The organism is Bacteroidota bacterium (assembly GCA_016714535.1).
Classification (GTDB): Bacteria; Bacteroidota; Bacteroidia; order AKYH767-A; family OLB10; genus JADKFV01.
In genome coordinates this window covers 20012-37227 of record JADKDR010000006.1, presented here as the reverse complement: position 1 = coordinate 37227, position 17216 = coordinate 20012, and the positions used below count along the sequence as shown (strand labels likewise).

Here is a 17216-nt window from a genome sequence, read left to right as displayed (position 1 = left end):
AATACGCCACTATATGGTTCTGCATATGTAAAATAGATCATGGTCTGAGGTTGTTTAGGCTAGGGGTTAATTTTTACAGTTCCATTTTTTTCAAGAATGGTGACAATATCATTTAGCACAAAAGATTGGCGCAATCCTTTTAATGCCTTTCCTAATTTTTCAATTTTGTTTTCATCAAGCAATCTCAAATTGCCGTTGAGATAATAGTTTCCCGAATTGGTTTGCAACAGATTTTTATATTGAGAGTCGGACATTTTTTCCAACTCAATTACATGTAGTTGCTTGTTTATAGTAGTATCAAGTGCAAATGATGTCATCGCATCTTTTTCCCGTTTTTCCAATTCTCTGCGTATTTTCAAAGATGGCTTAAGGAGCAAGGCTAAATTATTTAAAAGATTGTCTGAACTCTTACTCACCTGTATGTAAGATTCAAACATTTTTTGTGTGTTGCCCGTTTGCCCATTGTTTAAAAGTGTATACGCGAAATTTGTATTCCCGGTTATGGCTTGTATTAACGAAAAGTCATATCGTATTTCATCCGAATAGGTTTCAATAAAACGCAATACATATTTTTCGAAGGCCGGATAACTTCGAATACCTAATTCAGCTAAAGGTACCCCTGCCGAATTATAAATAGACGAAATAATTTCCATGGCAGTTACACCGGTATCCCAAACCGATTTTTCGTCTGTTGGCTCCTGGCCGGTTACCTGCCATTGTTGTGTTTGCTCATTGTACCTTGCCAACATCCAGCAAGGATTATATAGTATAAATAAACGATGGCCTTGCATTAACAATTGCTGCAACTGATTAACTACTGCCGTATAATGTTCAAGCACACTAGCATGCTTTAGTGATCTATTTTGGAGTTGCTGCAGCCAGAAAATATCAACAAAAAAGGCCGCATGAACAGATTCTTCTTTTAACATGGCAAGCACCTAATTGGTTGTATCAATTAAGTATTGCACATAGTCTACCGGCTGCGAAGCAAAATAAGGACAGTAATTAAATGTAAGCAGCAAGTTGGTGTTATTACCCGACACAACCGAAGTAGCAGTTTTATTGCTTGCCAGCACTTCAGCATATTCTTTCATCAGCAAATTGCTGATGCGTGTTTGCGAATAATTTTCGAAACAGTGATTTGAAATTGCTTGCTGATCATACGTGTCATAATTTAAAATCATTTGCTCCATCGCATTGGCAAAATCATTTACATCAAAAGTGTGAAGCAAAATTCCATTATGCTCGGTTACTATATCAGCCGGGCCTCCGCTGTTAGTGCTTATTACAGGCCTGCCACATGCCATGCTTTCAATTAGCACCACACCAAAGGTTTCATATTTACTTGGCAGCAAAAAGGCATGGCTGTTGCTCATCTCTTCTTTTACAGCCGCCCTGCTAAGCGAACCAAGCAAGGTAACATGGTTTTGAAGGCGCAATGATGCAATTATTCTGCGCAACTCCGTTTCATATTCTCCATATCCTCCAACTCTTATTTTGACATTGTACTTTTTATCTATTAAAATGCGAAGAGCGCTAAAGGCAAGTTCATGATTTTTACGTGCATTTAGAAACGAGTTAATCAAAAAAATAAAGGGCTCACCTTGAATATATTTTTTCTCAAATGCATTTTCAAAAAAGTGATTGCTCACCATGTTGTGCATCACCTTAAAGGTGTTATCGGTAAGGTTTAAGGTTTTGGTCAGCTCAATTTTAAAGGCATTACTAACTGCAAAAGCCCTTGATGCACCCGTAAATATTTTTCGCGCGTATTCCAAGTCGTCCACATGATTGATACCGCCTGTCATATAATGGGTAAGATGTTCTGTAATCACATATGGAATATTATATTTTTTGCTGAGAAACGCAGCAGCTATGCCGGCATGAAATGCACTGTGAGCATGTATAATATCCGGAAAGCCATTTTGCTTTACATAATGTTTAAATACGCGAACAGTAGCAAGACCAATATAATAATAGTTTAAGTCACGCGATCGGGGTACAAAGCTTTGTATGGCGAATGAATAGGTCGGAATGCCATTGTCATCCATGTAATAAATGTACTCTGCCTTTTTTTCAAAAATCTTTTTTAGCGGATAAAAATTAGAATACATAATGCCCACTTTGTTTCCTTCTTGCATCAATCCACGCGCCTGCTCTTCGAAGAAGCTGCCAAGTACAGGTTCGTTAATGGATTTGTACCATGATGGAATAATCAGAATGTGCATTTACCGGTAGTTTTCGTGAAGGTATTTATAAAGTACTCTGTAAGGTTTGCAATATACGCAGTGTTGCTTTACCATCCCATAGCGGAGGTATATTTCCTTTTTTATAAGATCCGTTGATAATGGATTCTATTTTGTTTTTAATAATCTCTGTTTCAAATGGCACCAACTCATTACTACCTATACTAACGGTACTGGGCCGTTCGGTATTGGGTCGCAAGGTAAGGCAGGGCACTTGCCGGTAGGTTGATTCTTCCTGAATGCCACCGCTGTCGGTAAGTACAAATATGCAATCACTGGTTAGCTTTTGAAAAGCGAAATAATCGAGCGGCTCTGTCAAAATTAATTTTTTATTGCTTACAAATTTTTCTTTTAAGCCAAAAGAATCAATGCGATGCAAGGTGCGTGGATGTATAGGAAATACCAGGTGGTATTCGTTTGTTACAAAATTGATAATCTGCAAAAGCTTTTCGAGGCCTTCTTTAAAATCTACGGTTGCCGGACGATGCATGGTCATCAATACAAATTTTTTGGGAGTCAATCCATATTGAGTAAGAATATCACTTTGCTGAATTTTATTTTCAAACCCTACCAGGGTGTCAATCATGGTATTGCCCACTAAATAAATATCCTCTTTGCTCTTGCCTTCTTTCAATAAGTGATCCATGCCACTTTGTTCGGTAACAAAAAAGAAATTAGTAATTTCATCGGTTAATATGCGATTGTATTCTTCGGGCATGGTTCGGTCAAAACTGCGCAACCCACTTTCTACATGTGCCACTTTTATTCCCATTTTATTGGCGGTAAGGGCAGCAGCAAAGGTAGAATTAACATCACCCACCACCATCATCAAATCAGGCATATAGCCTTGTACAATTGGCTCAAGGCGCAGCATTATTTCTGCCATTTGCGTATTGGCGCTCGAGGCAGGTATGTTTAAGAAATAGTCGGGTGTTAATTCAAATTGTCTGAAAAAAACATCTGCCATCTTATCATCATAATGTTGGCCGGTGTGCAATATTTTTATTTCGAAAGGATTGCCAAGTTGATTATTGAAATGATGAAATTGTGTGATCTTTATAAAGTTTGGCCGTGTTCCTACTATTAATAAAAGTTTTTTCTTCATATGATTGATGTTACAATTAAAACGGATACCGAAAATCAGGTATCTGGTTTTAGGTATGTTCCCAAACCTCATTTTTTAATTGAGGGAGCAAATTAAGTGATTATTGCCTCCTCATTCAAACTTACAAGTGCATTTTGGCAAAAAATGAACCCTGATATAAAACTTTGCGGATTTGAATAGTAAGGTACTGTTTACATTGACCCCAAAAAAAGTAAGCTATTTAAGGTGAAATGCCTATTAAGGAAGTACTAAGGCTATTTTACTTGAGGCGAAAAAGCAGGCTTTAGCAATTGTCAAAAACTTATTCAGGATATTATTTTTTTAATAATATTGAGGTCCATAACTCTTAATAATCATAACTAAAAATGTCTGGACTAAACAAAGTGATGCTGATAGGTAATCTTGGCAAAGAACCGGAGATTCGTCATCTTGAAGGTGGCAATACCATGGCTAAATTTCCACTTGCAACTAACGAAGTGTATAAGACACGCGATGGGCAAAGGCGTGAACAAAAGGAATGGCATCATATTGTTTTGTGGCAGCGACTTGCCGAAAGTGTTGAAAAACTTCAATTAAAAAAGGGGCAACTTATTTATGTAGAAGGCAGAATACGCAGCAGGCAGTGGGACGATAAAGATGGAATAAAACATTCAAGTGTAGAAATAGTGGGGGATAGCTTAACCCTGCTGGGCCGCAAGATTACTGGCGAAAACCCGGCACCGGAGGCCTCGCATGAGAGACATGATAATTTCAGCATTGAAAATGATGCTGCAGGCGATTTGCCTTTTTAATCAAAGTGCAATTTATTTGCGGTATATTTGCAATCGAAAAATTAATTATATAAAATTGGACACACACTCGCGGGCTGAATTAGTCGTGCAACTTTCCGTTATAATCAGGCCTTTCGATTTCAGCATTGTATTTCAGCTACTTTCAATTTTAATTTTGTTAGTATGTTCATCACTTTTTTCAGGTAGCGAAGTGGCCTTTTTTTCGTTGCGTAGTGAGCAACTCGAAGGCATGCGAAATGGCAATCATAAGCGTGCGGCAGGTATTCTTACAAACTTGCTTGCTCAGCCAAACAAACTTATAGCTACGTTACTTATCGCAAACAACTTTGTAAACATTGCCATTGTTATACTTTCTTCCATTGTTTTAGAGTCTATTTTTGACTTTACCACAAATCCATTGCTTGGAACCATTATCGAAATTGGGGTGGTCACTTTTATCATTATCATGTTTGGCGAAGTACTTCCCAAAGTATATGCCACACGCAAAAGCGAATTTATAGCCGCGCAAATGGCTTTCCCTATTTATGCTGTAAGCAAATTACTTTCTCCTATAAGCTTTGCCCTTACCTCTGCCACCAATATGATTGAAAAAAATGTAAAAGCACAAAATTATAGTATTACCATCGATGAGCTTAATCATGCTATTGATATTGCCAGTGACCAGAGCACTCCGATAGAGGAGAAAAAAATATTAAAGGGTATCGTTAAATTTGGCAATATTGATGTTACGCAAATAATGCGCACGCGGCCCGATCTGGTTGCTTTTGAGTTCGATACCAAGTTCATTGAATTATTAAAAAAGATAATTGAATCCGGTTACTCGCGTGTGCCGGTGTACGATGAGAGTATAGATAATATAAAAGGCATTTTACATATAAAAGACCTGTTAGCACATATAAACGAAGGTGATGATTTTGATTGGCACAAGCTTATGCGCGAGCCCTTTTTCGTTCCTGAAAGCAAAAAGATAAATGATTTGCTTGAAGATTTCCAGGAACGCAAAACACATTTTGCTGTAATTGTTGATGAGTATGGCGGTGTAAGCGGAATAGTTACCTTAGAAGATGTGCTTGAAGAAATAGTAGGAGAATTGAATGATGAGTTTGATGATGAAGAACCTAACTATAGCAAACTCGATGAACATAATTTTGTATTCGAAGCAAAGATAATGCTCATGGATGTAAGCAGGATTATGCAAATAGAATTGAGTCTGTTAGAACCACACGAAAGCGAGGCCGTTACGCTTGCAGGGTTGATACTTGAACTGGCAGGAAAAATTCCTCAGAAAAATGATGTAATAAGATATGGCAATATTAGTTTCACCATTGAAGCTGCCGACAGGCGCAAAATAAAGAGGGTAAAGGTTTCGAGGAAGGTGTAGCTTGTTACGGTAAGTATATATGATAAAGAGAACAGCTAAGCATAGTTATTATTTTTTAAGTGCATTATGTCTTGCAATAGCATTCATATTGCTTGGCAACAGTTGCTCAACCGATGCATTGCCCAAGCCACGAGGTTATTTCCGTATTGACCAGCCTACGCGTTCTTATGAACGCTATAGCCCTGCCGATTGCCCTTTTAGTTTTAAGAAAGCCAACATTGCTACCATGGTAGCTGATGCAGCAAGGCCTGAAGAAAAATGTTGGATGAATGTTTCTTACCCCACCTATAATGGCGAAATACATTTAACCTATCGCCAACTTAAGGGCGACTTGCCAAAACACTTGCAGGATTGTTACGACCTGGTGTATAAGCATACCGTTAAAGCAGATGCCATAGAACCACGCATTGTATTCAATTCCGATAAGAGTGCACAGGGATTGTATTATGACATTGAGGGCAATGCTGCTTGCAGCGTGCAGTTTTATGTTACCGATAGTGTAAATCATTTTTTAAGGGGGGCCTTGTATTTTAATGCTGCTCCTAATTACGATTCGCTGCAACCGGTTATCAGTTTTTGTAAAGCTGATATTGATACCTTAATTCAAAGTTTGGAGTGGAAATAACAAGTCATAACAAACCTATGATACGAAGGCTAAGTACTTTTACTTTATACATTTTTTCTCGGTTATGAAAATACTTATAACCGGAGCAACCGGATTGTTAGGCTCGCACCTTGCCGTTAAGCTCTTAAAGAGTAGTCATGAATTGTTTGGCGCAAGAAGAGAAAAATCGTCACTTAAACTACTAAACGGGTTAGCAGTGCAAAATGGTGTTGAGGTAAACCGTATAACATGGGAGATAGGCGACTTAACCGACCCTACGTATACGGATACAGTTACACAAGGCATGGATATAGTAATTCATACTGCGGCCTATGTATCATTTACCAATAATGATTACGATTTACTTATTAGGAATAATGCTGATGCAACGGCTAATGTTGCCAACAGTTGCCTTCGCCAAGGGGTGCAGCGGTTAATTCACATTAGCTCCATAGCCGCTCTGGGCGATGCCCCGGGCCGCGAAATTGATGAGAACACACCACGCGCAACGGATGCATATGTTACGACCTATGGCCTTAGTAAGTACCTGGCCGAAATGCATGTTTGGCGAGCCTTTGCCGAAGGTTTGCAAGGGGTTATTCTCAACCCCTCTCTTATTATTGGACAGGGTAATTGGACTAACGATTCATCAGCGCTTATTGGCCGCATTGCTAAAGGGCTTAACTTTTATCCGGGTGGGTGTACAGGTATGGTGGATGTAAATGATGTAGTAACAGTCATTACCACTGTTTTAGAATCAACTGTAAACAATGAGCGTTACATAGTTAACGGTGATAATATATGCTACAAAGAGCTGTTTGAAAAAATAGCCTTAAATCTGGGTGTGAAGCCACCATCCATTTATGCGCGACCATGGATGACATCGTTTGCCGCAAGAGTTGAATGGGTGTATGGCCTGCTTACCGGGCATGAGCCCATAGTTAGTAAAGATGTTGCAGCAGCCTCGCAACGCAGGGCCAGATATTCCAACTATAAAGCAGTTAAGCAATTGGGAGTAACATTTACAAAATCAGATGAAACGCTTAAACGTGTTTGCAGCGAATATTTACAAAGCAAATAATAGGCTTACTTATATTATAATGCCCAACATTGCGACAGCGGCTTTTTCCAGTCGGTTAGTAATTCGCCTTTAGTTTCTATGCGGTTATCAAAAAAGTACTCGCCTTGCTGTTCAGTAATTTCTTGCGATTTAATTATTGAGATTTGATTTCCACCCTCAATGGCAATATTCAGGCGATTAAAAAAATCAATTTTCAAATGTGCGCCTATATCCTGTACAAATCTGAATGCCTTATCTATACTGCATCCACTTGCGTTAGCAAACAAAGTATCAACACCAATTATTAAAAATAATTGATGCTTTATGATGGCCGATGCTTTGAGTTCGGTATTGTGCGAGGTCCAGCTATCGATAAATGCCTTGCATTTATCCATCAGTAGCGCTACTTCAGCATCATCAAGCAATCTATTTGCCTGAAAAATCCAAACCTTGCTATCATTGCTAAGGGTATCAAATGTAACGAACATGACGTGTGTAATTTTAGGTTAATTGGTAAATATTAAATAATTCTATAGTTCTCCGGCATTGGCTATTAGCTCGGCTATATCAAGCACAGCTACCTGCTCTTCTTTTTCTTTAAGCTTAACACCGTCACTCATCATGGTCATACAAAAAGGACAACCAACTGCAATCACATTCGGATTAAGTGCTAATGCTTCTTCGGTGCGTTCTATATTCACATCTTTTTCTCCAGGTTCAGGTTCTTTAAACATTTGCGCACCTCCGGCCCCACAGCATAAACCATTCGCACGGCTGCGTTTCATCTCATGCAAGGCAGCATCAAGCTTAGTAATAACTTCGCGCGGTGCTTCGTATACATCATTGGCACGGCCAAGATAACATGGATCGTGAAAAACTATTTTTTTTCCCTTATAATTTCCTCCTGCAATTGACAATTTACCTTCGTTAAGCAATTGTTGTAGCAACATGCTGTGGTGCACAACTTGGTAATTACCACCCAGCGATGGGTATTCATTTTTCAACGTATTAAAACAATGTGGGCAAGCGGTTACAATTTTTTTTACCTCATAGCCATTCAGTACCTGTATATTCATCATGGCTTGCATTTGAAATAAGAACTCGTTGCCTGCCCTTTTAGCTGGATCACCAGTACAACTTTCTTCGGTGCCAAGCACAGCAAATTTTATTTGGCAATGCGTTAATATTTTTGCCATGGCCCTGGTAACTTTTTGTGCCCGCTGATCAAAACTACCGGCACATCCAACCCAAAATAAAATATCAGGAGATTCGCCTGCGGCAAGCATTTCAGACATCATTGGTATTTTCATCTGTTTATTTTTTGTTTTTTAATGGTCAGATGGAATCGCATATATTCATTTTTATTGGGTGTCAACTTTTGTAATGCTTATTTCATAAGCGAATTCTTTTTTTTGAAAATTAATTTTCCTGTGCCCAGTTCATTCGATCGGCTGGCGAAAACTGCCAGGGTGCCTGATTGTTTTCTATCTTAGTAAACATGCCATTTAACTCGGCAGGTGCTGCACTTTGTTCCATTACCAAATACCTGCGCATATCCATAATTATTGATAGCGGGTTTATGTTAACGGGGCACGCCTGCACACATGCGTTGCATGTATTGCAAGCCCACAATTCTTCTTCAGTAATATAGTCGCCAAGTAATGCCTTCCCGTCTTTGTACTCAATACCATGCATATCAACTTGTTTGCCCACTTCATCCAATCGGTCGCGGGTGTCCATCATAATTTTGCGTGGCGATAATTTTTTACCTGTAATATTTGCTGGGCATTGCGATGTACATCTGCCACATTCGGTGCATGAGTAAGCATCCATCAATTGCTTCCATGTAAGGTCTTGCACATCCTTGGCACCAAAGCGTTGTGCTGTGCCATCACTTGCAGGTGGTGGCAGCGATGGATCAAGCATTAGTTTTACTTCTTGTGTTACACTTTCCAAATTATTAAATTTTCCTTTGGCATCCAGATCACTATACCACGTATTAGGAAAAGCAAAGAGAATGTGCAGATGTTTGCTGTATGGCAGGTAGTTCATAAATGCAAGTATGCCAATGATATGAAGCCACCAGCAAAAACGCTCTATAGCGATTAGTGCAGACGAACTAAAATCTGTGAGCAATGGAACAAAGATTTTGCTTACCGGAAAACTTCCTGCCTCAACATAATGTGCAATACCGCGCTTTTGCAATATGCTATCGCTTGCATTCATAAACAGAAATAAGGACATCAATACAATTTCGGTGATGAGGATGAGGTTGGCATCGGTACGAGGAAAACTGGTCATCTCACGCATCCAAAATCGCTTTAGCTTGAGTACATTCCTGCGCATTAAAAAAACTACACAGGCCACCAGTACTAGCAAGGCAAGAATTTCGAAACCACCTATGAGAAAATTATACAACGGCCCCAGAAATTCAAACAAGCGATGTGTTCCAAAAATTCCATCAAGTATAATTTCGAGTACTTCTATATTGATAATAATAAAACCGGCATATATTAAGATGTGAAAAAAACCGGCCACAGGTCGTGTCATCATTTTTGATTGCCCCAGCGCCACCATAGCCATGGTGCGCCAACGCTCGCTCCTTCTATCGTTTATCACTTTATCCCTACCCAGATTGATGTTGCGAATAAGCTTTTGAATATTTTTTATAAAGAGTGCAAGGCCAATGGATAAGAGTATGGCAAAAAATATTTGCGGAATAGATTCAACAAGAATTTCGGAAAACGGTTTTTCATTCATACGTACATGTGGATTTAGTTAATTAACAAAAATCACTTGGGTGTTGTTTTGTCCTTGCGGCCAAATACCGAAACCTGAACATATCGCTTTGGATTTTGCTTTAAGTCGATAAGTAATTTATCCAAATCTGCCGTGGCAGCTTCAAGGTTTTTATACAGCTTATCATCGTTGAGTAATTTGCCTGCAGTTCCTTCTCCGCTGTTTAGCTTTGCTAAAAACAGCATTTAGTTCGCCGGATGTTTTTTCAAGGTTATTTACCGTTTCGCTCAACTTTGCTTCGGAAAGTTGCTTGCTTAGATTATTCAGATTACCTATGGCTTCTTCAATTTTCTGATTTTGATTTTTAATATTATCAGTAATTGATTTTATGTTAGATAAAGCAAGCGCTAACGAGCCATTTGATTTGCTTAATTCAGTGAAATTTTGTGTAATGGTTTCAAGATTTTTAATCGATTGCGCCATTGCCACCTGATTTTCTCTGTTAAAAACAACATTTAAATTATGAGATAATGAATCTACTGATCCCATTAAATTAGATGCTTTATCTCTAAAAGGTGCAATTTGATCGCCAAGGCCCGGTTGCAAGGCTCCGCGCAATACTCCCTTATCCTGAACAGGGTTTTTGCTGATTCCTAAATCTATTTGCACTGCCTTGCCTCCCAATAAATCGCTGTTGATAATGGTAGCAATGGCATCGTCAGATACAAAAATTGATTTTTTCATTTCAAGAGTAACTTCAATTTTTCCTGAATTGTCAGGCAAAAACCTGCGTTTGTATACCTGACCTATTTTATAGCCATTTAGCAAAACACCGTTTGACTCAACCAATCCGCTTACATTATCATACTGCACCGTAACGTGAACATTGCTCGAAAACATTTCAGAACCTTTGAGGTAGTTAATTCCCCACAAGCCTGACGCAACAGCTACTGTGAGTAAAATTCCAATTTTAATTTCTCTGCCGTATTTCACTCTCTTAAATAATTTGGCTCAAATATAAGGGAATATAAAATAGTTTGGCAAGAGAGTGCTTCGAATGTTATTAGTTAGAAAGCTAGTTTAACCAATCATAAGAAAAATTCTTGATTGGAATACCTTGAAAAAATAAAATCATTAATATGTTGTTTGCTAAAAAAACATTACTTAACTTTACATCACGCTCTTTGACAATACTTGACCTTTTGCATAAAATCTTTCTGCAATGAAAAATAATTTCAATCGAATTTATTATCATGCTAACACCTACCTGCCAGGGTTTGCCTTTATTTTTAATACCCCGATAAGTAATAATTATAGTAGCGGTTCATAAATTTTAATAATTTAAAAACAAAAACTATGAGTACAAATCAATTTGCATTATCAACACGAGTTGATTCACAAAAACAATCAACATTTAAAAATTCAATAAGCTATTGCTCGTAATATTAATTTTTATCTCTTTGCCTTTGAAACAAATTTTTGCATTAGGCGAAACATGCAGCAACCCAATACCATTAGGTCTAATATCAAACAACAATAATTGGAATACATATACTATGAATGATAGTGTGTTGTATATATCTTTTATTGCAGATACTACCAATATTAGACTTGATATTATTCATGGGGTAGCAGGTTTTTCAAATTTTCCAGAGTGGAAAAGCATCAAGCTATTTCATGGAAACACATGCACAAACCCTGATTTAATATGGTCTCATTCAACGTATGTGCCTGGTGATTCACTTATTCAGGCAATATTAGATTCAAATATAATAGAAGGCGATTTATACACATTTAAATTTTTAAGAAAATACAACCCTGATACTTGTGGCAATTGTAATGTTGCCGCTACTTTTATGCTCAATGTAAAAACTGCAATTGTAGCCTTCCCATTTCATTTAGGTCATTGTGATGATCCTTGTCAACTTAATTGCAATGGACAATTTACAAATTTCCCACTAGTATGTATTCAAGGTGTTCCTTCTGATGAATTTAAATGTAATATTCCTTGTTGGCAAGATGGCAATCTTTCACCTCAATTACGAGAATTCAATATGAATCCTTGGGCTGCAATGTGGTCACGTAATGGGCGAAGTGAAGCAATTGTTACAACGTTAGCTGATCCAATATTAATGACGGAAACGTACTTTTGGGTCATTTTGATTTCAGGAGTGAAGTAAACCCATTTCAACAGTTAAATATTACCTTGTGTAATTGGTTTTTTCCAGGTAATCAAATTACATTTGGAATAAACAATCAGCAGATATATGCACAAATGCCTATCCAAAACAATACAACCTTTACCAGAAATTATTTTTGTTTTACTAATACCTCAGCAGTAAATTTTAATAGAGTAGCTATTAACCCTGTGCCAAATGCAAATACAGGAATACAATGTTGGGCGCATATTGATAATTTTTTTATTAGCCGATTAGTAAATGCAGGTTGTGATGATGTGACTTGCGGCACATATTCATTTTTAGATGCCGGTTGCCCTGCTGATGCAGCGTTAAATCCAATTTACGCTTGGACCGCGCCCCCCGGAGTTGTTTTTGATAATCCAAATTCAATGAACCCAATAGCAACATTTCCAATTAATTTAACTAATGCCCCAATTAATTACACATTTACAATTCTGTTAGTACTTACAATTAACGGTACACAGTGTACTGACTTTGATGAAGTGACAATTACAGTAAATCCTTCACCAGTGTTAAAAGGCTCAAGTTTTACAGCTTGTAATACCACACCCATCATAGTAGAAGTTGATAATTGTTTTGCTAACCAAGGCTATACCTGGACAGTCATACCCAACGACCCTGGAAATTTTCATACCATAAATCCTGTTGGTAATTGCTTACTTGAAGTTACATGTGTCAATGGATTTGGAGCAACAATAATAGTTAATAATGGTTTTTGTGAAGAGACCTATTACATCCAAGATTGCTGTACCGGAACGCCTCCTGCTGGCTCTATTCCACTTTATTTTACAGATGTTACTGCTACCGACTTGATTACGCACTTCGGCACAAATAATATTACCTATCCTGATGGAATACATATTAATGGTACGCTTACTATTGATCAGTCACTTTCATTTGTTGGATGCCCTCATATTATAATGGGGCCGGCAGCAGAAATAATTATTGACAATAACAATTCCTTATTCGTAGGCACTTGCAATCTAAGTGCATGCGACAAAATGTGGTATGGCATACGTGTAATTGACGGGCAGCTTACCATCCAAGAAAGTACTGTTAGCGATGCTCAGTATGCTGTACATGCTTATGATGGAGCTATCACATACTTGAGGCAGAATAATTTTTATAATAATTTTATTTCCTTTTATATTGCTCCCAATGCTATGCCTCAAACTAATCTTGGTTATATTGTAAGCAATAACTTTGCTACTACTGCCAACTTGGTATTGCCTTATCTTGGGCAACAACCTGACATTAATGCTGCCGGATTTGCAGGCATTGTAGCACATGATGTTGTTTACCTGCAAGTAGGCCATACTAATGCTGCCATACAAAAAAATACTTTTACAAATCTTAATTGCGGTGTTTTAACTTATAACTCAAATTGTTATATTGTAAATAATTTATTTGAAAACATCATTGAGCAAGGTGGTGCACCAACCTATTACGGCCTTACAAACACATCGTTGTTCAATCATTTACAAACTGCTGTATATTGCCAAGGGGAAGTATTTCACAGTGTTTCCATAGAAGGTGATATTAATAATGATATGGAGTTTGATGATTGCTTTCGCAGTATATACCTCAATGGCATTTCGGGTGAAGTTTATAATAACTTAAGTGGCTCAACAAGTGCTTTAGGCGATAATAGATTAGGCATTGTACTTAGCAACATGAATGATTTGGCTGGTGTAAGCGTTTATGAAAATACCCTTACCGAAACACAACATGGTATGCGCATAGAAGAATGTACAGGTATGATTACGGTAAATAATAACGAAGTATTTATTGAAAATCCTGGTGGCAATAGTTTACCAAGAACAGGTATTTGGTGCAAAACGCATTACCCGTAATTACGAATACCACTATTAAAAGTAATTTAATAACCATGACCGATGCAAGACGAGGTATTCGATTAAATACTATAAATAATGCCACCGTTACCGATAACCGTGTACTTATGGGTACAATCCACCCCCCAACACCTGATTTAGGCATAGCTCTTGAAGCCTCGCATGCCAATAACATATCCTGCAATAATGTAGAAGGGGTAGGTTATTCTACAGCAGGTATTAGCTATATACCGCTGTCTATTGCATACGATTTTCAAACCTCTAATAGCAATACGGTCTCGTGCAACACCTCGCACAATACTGATGTGGGTTTCCGTTTTCTAAATGATTGCAACAGCACCGACTTTAACTCAAACGAAATAAACGAACATTGGCAAGGCTTACGATTGCGTGCGCAACCTAATATGGGGCCACAATTACACAAAGGAAATCATTGGAATTTTTTAAATAATTATCCCGGTCTTGGGGCGCAGTTGATACCATTGAATGCATTGACTTCTGCAACCAACTTATTTAGGGTATTAAATTATCCAACACAAGGAATATTCATAGAAGCACCCACACATAATTTAGGATTTGGTTTTGATTGGTTTGATATAAGCACAGTGCCAAAGCAACATGCAATGTATCATTATGCGAATTGCCTATAAGGGAAGATGATGATGAAATCAATGGGTTTGAATTAACGATTGCAGATGGTACTGCTACATTACAAGAGTTTGAGGCACAGACACTTTTCGAAATGAAAAAGGCATTGAACGAAAAACTTGAATTATATCCTGATTTAAAAAACGGCAATACAGTATTGACTGATTTTTATAACACTACAGAAGCAAGTACAATAGGTGATTTGAAAGAAGTAAAAAAGACCTTAACCGAAAAAACCGCTGGCGAAGTAACACTTGAAACTGCTATAATAAATGAGCAAATTACAAGTGACAATAAATTCCATGATGCAAAAGCAGCTATGGATGCAATAACAAATGCAACCGTAATATTGCAAAGTGATATTGATGCGTATTTATTGGCTTGTACAGCATTAGAAGTTAGCCAAAGTACTGCCAACCAAAGCAGTGTGCAATTAGCCGTTATTGATAAAGTAAAAAAAGAAATAGCCAGTAACCAAAATAACAATGTACAAGCCAATGAGGTGCACGAGGCTAACATAAAAACTGTAAATGCAATAGCAATTAAGTATAAAATAAATGCAGCATTAAGCGAAGATGATAAAATCACCTTATATGATATAGCAGTGCAATGCCCATTTAATGGAGGAGTAGGGGTATATCAATCGCGCGCCATATTATCGCACTTTTATGATGATATGGGTTACAATGATGAAGCCACTTGCATGCTCGATGGTTATAGTATGCGTACAATAAATACAAACAATTCTGCAATTTCTTTTTCATTTGATATTGTACCCAACCCGGCAAAAGATTATTTTGAAATCAAAGCAGAAGGGATTGATGTAAAAGGAAAATTGCTAACTATACTTGATGCTTATGGGCATGTAGTAAAGTCTCAAATATTATCAAATGAAAATACAAACCGGATAAAAACCAATGGATTAACCAATGGAATATATTTTGTAGCTATTGCCAATGGCAGTGTGCAACAATTCCAAAAGCTTGTTATTGTAAAATGATTTTAATTCTAAATCAGGTATGGAAAGCTGTTTTTCCATATCTGATTTTTTCTAAGAATACAATTCAAACACTTTAAAACACTTATTTGTAATGAAACAAAAACTAATTATTTATTTTTTATTCTGCACTGCCTTAACCCAAGCCCAAAACAAAATGGATAATTGGTGGTACTTAGGATCATCCATAGGAGTCCATCCACTCAGTGGAGGTTGCAGTATTAATTTCACTTACGACTCAGCCTCAGTAGATACTACCCCGATTGATAATGATTTTCTTTGGACATTGAGTATGATAAGTGATAGTAGTGGGCAGTTATTATTTTACAATGATAATAGGCGGGTGTATGATAGAAATAATAACATAATGATAAACGGGGATACATTAATGAATACATGGCTTGTTTTAAATCAAAATGCAGGGGGGGGGGGGCCTCAAGGTAGTATTGTATTACCTTTAATTGACTCTAATCCTACCTATTATTTATTCTCTGTCTCATCTGAAAATGATTTTGGAAATTTTCTTTTGCCATCGCATTTATACTTAGCAAAAATAGATATGTCACTCAATAATGGATTGGGAGCTGTTGTAAGCAAAAATCAAGCGTTAAACTATGCAAAAATGGATTTTTATATTAACGCTGTAAAGCACGGTAATGGACGAGATTGGTGGGTATTACGTCATTCGGCTGAAGGTGATACTTTTTACACCTTTTTACTAACACCTTATGGGGTAGATGGACCTTTTACACAGGTTTATGGACACATTAATACCTGGGCTGGGGGCCATAGTTCGCAAGGTGTTCAATATTTCTCTCCCGATGGAACTAAGTATGTAAATTCTTCAAACAAGCGCATAAACCTATATGATTTTGATAGATGTACCGGTTTATTAAGCAATTGGCAGGAGAAAAAAATTTGGGCATTTCCTGCTTTTTCTCCCAATAGTCAGGTGCTGTACCTTTCAACAGGTTTAGCAATTGAGCAATATGACTTATCCAAAACTAATTGGAAGGCAACCCGCGATACTGTTGCAGTATTCGATTCCATTGTATTTGATAGTTGCGACTATGCAAAATTTAGTTGGCCATTTTTTAGCATCTGATAATCGTATTTATATACCGGCATTCGGTTTTTGCAGACGCAATATTCATGTTATAGATTCACCTGATGTAGTTGGTATAGGGTGCAAGGTTTTACAAAATAAAATTATTATGCCGCGGTTTCACAGAGGCACTATACCAAATTATCCAAATTATAGGCTTGGCCCTTTGCCGGGCAGTGTGTGCGATACATTGGGGTTGGGTGTACCGCCTGCCGGCACAAAGCCAATTGTTTCTATTGTACCAAACCCGGCAAAAGATTATTTTGAAATAAATGTAGGAACCATTAGTTTGAAAAATAAAATGCTAAAAATATTTGATGGGTATGGTAATTTGCTCAAATCAGTAATGTTGACAAATGATACCAACAACCGAGTTAGCACAGCGGAGTTAAGTAATGGGATATATTTTATTGCAATTGACAATGGAGCCATTGACCAATATCAAAAACTTGTGATAGTAAAATAGTAGTAAAACTTAATCAGGTA

17 protein-coding genes are annotated in these 17216 nt (G+C 37.5%); 10 read left to right on the top strand and 7 right to left on the bottom strand.

Annotated features, from left to right (window positions below):
- Window positions 1-59 precede the first annotated feature (59 nt).
- From IPO27_09845 to wecB, 3 genes are read right to left on the bottom strand one after another with little or no spacing between them, the layout of a single operon-like run.
- Window positions 60-929 (bottom strand): hypothetical protein, encoded by an 870-nt coding sequence (locus IPO27_09845; protein ID MBK8846816.1) that lies wholly within the window; start codon window positions 927-929, stop codon window positions 60-62.
- Between the two features lie 9 nt (window positions 930-938).
- Window positions 939-2228, bottom strand: a complete 1290-nt coding sequence (locus IPO27_09840; GenBank protein ID MBK8846815.1) for a glycosyltransferase — start codon at window positions 2226-2228, stop codon at window positions 939-941.
- 25 nt (window positions 2229-2253) lie between these two features.
- Window positions 2254-3351: a UDP-N-acetylglucosamine 2-epimerase (non-hydrolyzing) gene (gene wecB, locus IPO27_09835; protein ID MBK8846814.1), complete on the bottom strand. Its 1098-nt coding sequence runs from the start codon at window positions 3349-3351 to the stop codon at window positions 2254-2256.
- 365 nt (window positions 3352-3716) lie between these two features.
- On the opposite strand from wecB, the gene IPO27_09830 reads away from it, so the two are divergent.
- The 4 genes from IPO27_09830 to IPO27_09815 all read left to right on the top strand — a co-directional run bounded on the left by IPO27_09830 (window position 3717) and on the right by IPO27_09815 (window position 7208).
- A complete protein-coding gene (locus tag IPO27_09830) occupies window positions 3717-4142 on the top strand; it encodes a single-stranded DNA-binding protein (GenBank protein MBK8846813.1) in 426 nt (141 codons plus the stop codon).
- A 55-nt stretch (window positions 4143-4197) separates the two neighbouring features.
- Window positions 4198-5523 (top strand): gliding motility-associated protein GldE, encoded by a 1326-nt coding sequence (gldE, locus tag IPO27_09825; GenBank protein ID MBK8846812.1) that lies wholly within the window; start codon window positions 4198-4200, stop codon window positions 5521-5523.
- Between the two features lie 19 nt (window positions 5524-5542).
- Entirely contained in the window at window positions 5543-6148 is a 606-nt protein-coding gene (gene gldD, locus IPO27_09820; GenBank protein MBK8846811.1) for a gliding motility lipoprotein GldD, read from the top strand.
- Window positions 6149-6212: 64 nt separating this feature from the next.
- Window positions 6213-7208, top strand: a complete 996-nt coding sequence (locus IPO27_09815) for an NAD-dependent epimerase/dehydratase family protein (protein ID MBK8846810.1) — start codon at window positions 6213-6215, stop codon at window positions 7206-7208.
- Between the two features lie 14 nt (window positions 7209-7222).
- Here IPO27_09815 and IPO27_09810 read toward each other — a convergent pair whose 3' ends face one another.
- The 4 genes from IPO27_09810 to IPO27_09795 form a co-directional block, all read right to left on the bottom strand.
- Window positions 7223-7675, bottom strand: coding sequence for a hypothetical protein (locus IPO27_09810; GenBank protein MBK8846809.1), 453 nt, complete (start codon window positions 7673-7675; stop codon window positions 7223-7225).
- 42 nt (window positions 7676-7717) lie between these two features.
- Complete coding sequence (locus tag IPO27_09805; GenBank protein MBK8846808.1) at window positions 7718-8497, bottom strand: (Fe-S)-binding protein; 780 nt, start codon at window positions 8495-8497, stop codon at window positions 7718-7720.
- A gap of 109 nt (window positions 8498-8606) precedes the next feature.
- Complete coding sequence (locus IPO27_09800) at window positions 8607-9947, bottom strand: (Fe-S)-binding protein (protein MBK8846807.1); 1341 nt, start codon at window positions 9945-9947, stop codon at window positions 8607-8609.
- 162 nt (window positions 9948-10109) lie between these two features.
- Entirely contained in the window at window positions 10110-10919 is an 810-nt protein-coding gene (locus IPO27_09795) for an MCE family protein (protein ID MBK8846806.1), read from the bottom strand.
- Between the two features lie 473 nt (window positions 10920-11392).
- Between IPO27_09795 and IPO27_09790 the strand changes: the two genes are divergently transcribed.
- The 6 genes from IPO27_09790 to IPO27_09765 all read left to right on the top strand — a co-directional run bounded on the left by IPO27_09790 (window position 11393) and on the right by IPO27_09765 (window position 17196).
- Window positions 11393-12106, top strand: a complete 714-nt coding sequence (locus tag IPO27_09790) for a hypothetical protein (GenBank protein ID MBK8846805.1) — start codon at window positions 11393-11395, stop codon at window positions 12104-12106.
- On the top strand, window positions 12076-13980 hold the full coding sequence (locus tag IPO27_09785) for a hypothetical protein (GenBank protein ID MBK8846804.1): 1905 nt from the start codon (window positions 12076-12078) through the stop codon (window positions 13978-13980). The genes IPO27_09790 and IPO27_09785 overlap by 31 nt, the downstream gene beginning before the upstream one ends.
- Complete coding sequence (locus IPO27_09780) at window positions 13959-14630, top strand: hypothetical protein (protein ID MBK8846803.1); 672 nt, start codon at window positions 13959-13961, stop codon at window positions 14628-14630. Before IPO27_09785 ends, IPO27_09780 begins: the two co-directional genes overlap by 22 nt.
- Window positions 14621-15628: a T9SS type A sorting domain-containing protein gene (locus IPO27_09775; GenBank protein MBK8846802.1), complete on the top strand. Its 1008-nt coding sequence runs from the start codon at window positions 14621-14623 to the stop codon at window positions 15626-15628. The genes IPO27_09780 and IPO27_09775 overlap by 10 nt, the downstream gene beginning before the upstream one ends.
- Before the next feature lie 91 nt (window positions 15629-15719).
- Window positions 15720-16730, top strand: a complete 1011-nt coding sequence (locus tag IPO27_09770) for a hypothetical protein (GenBank protein MBK8846801.1) — start codon at window positions 15720-15722, stop codon at window positions 16728-16730.
- The gene (locus tag IPO27_09765; protein MBK8846800.1) at window positions 16696-17196 is read left to right on the top strand and encodes a T9SS type A sorting domain-containing protein; all 501 of its coding nucleotides are present in this window, start codon (window positions 16696-16698) and stop codon (window positions 17194-17196) included. Before IPO27_09770 ends, IPO27_09765 begins: the two co-directional genes overlap by 35 nt.
- The last annotated feature ends 20 nt before the right edge of the window (window positions 17197-17216 follow it).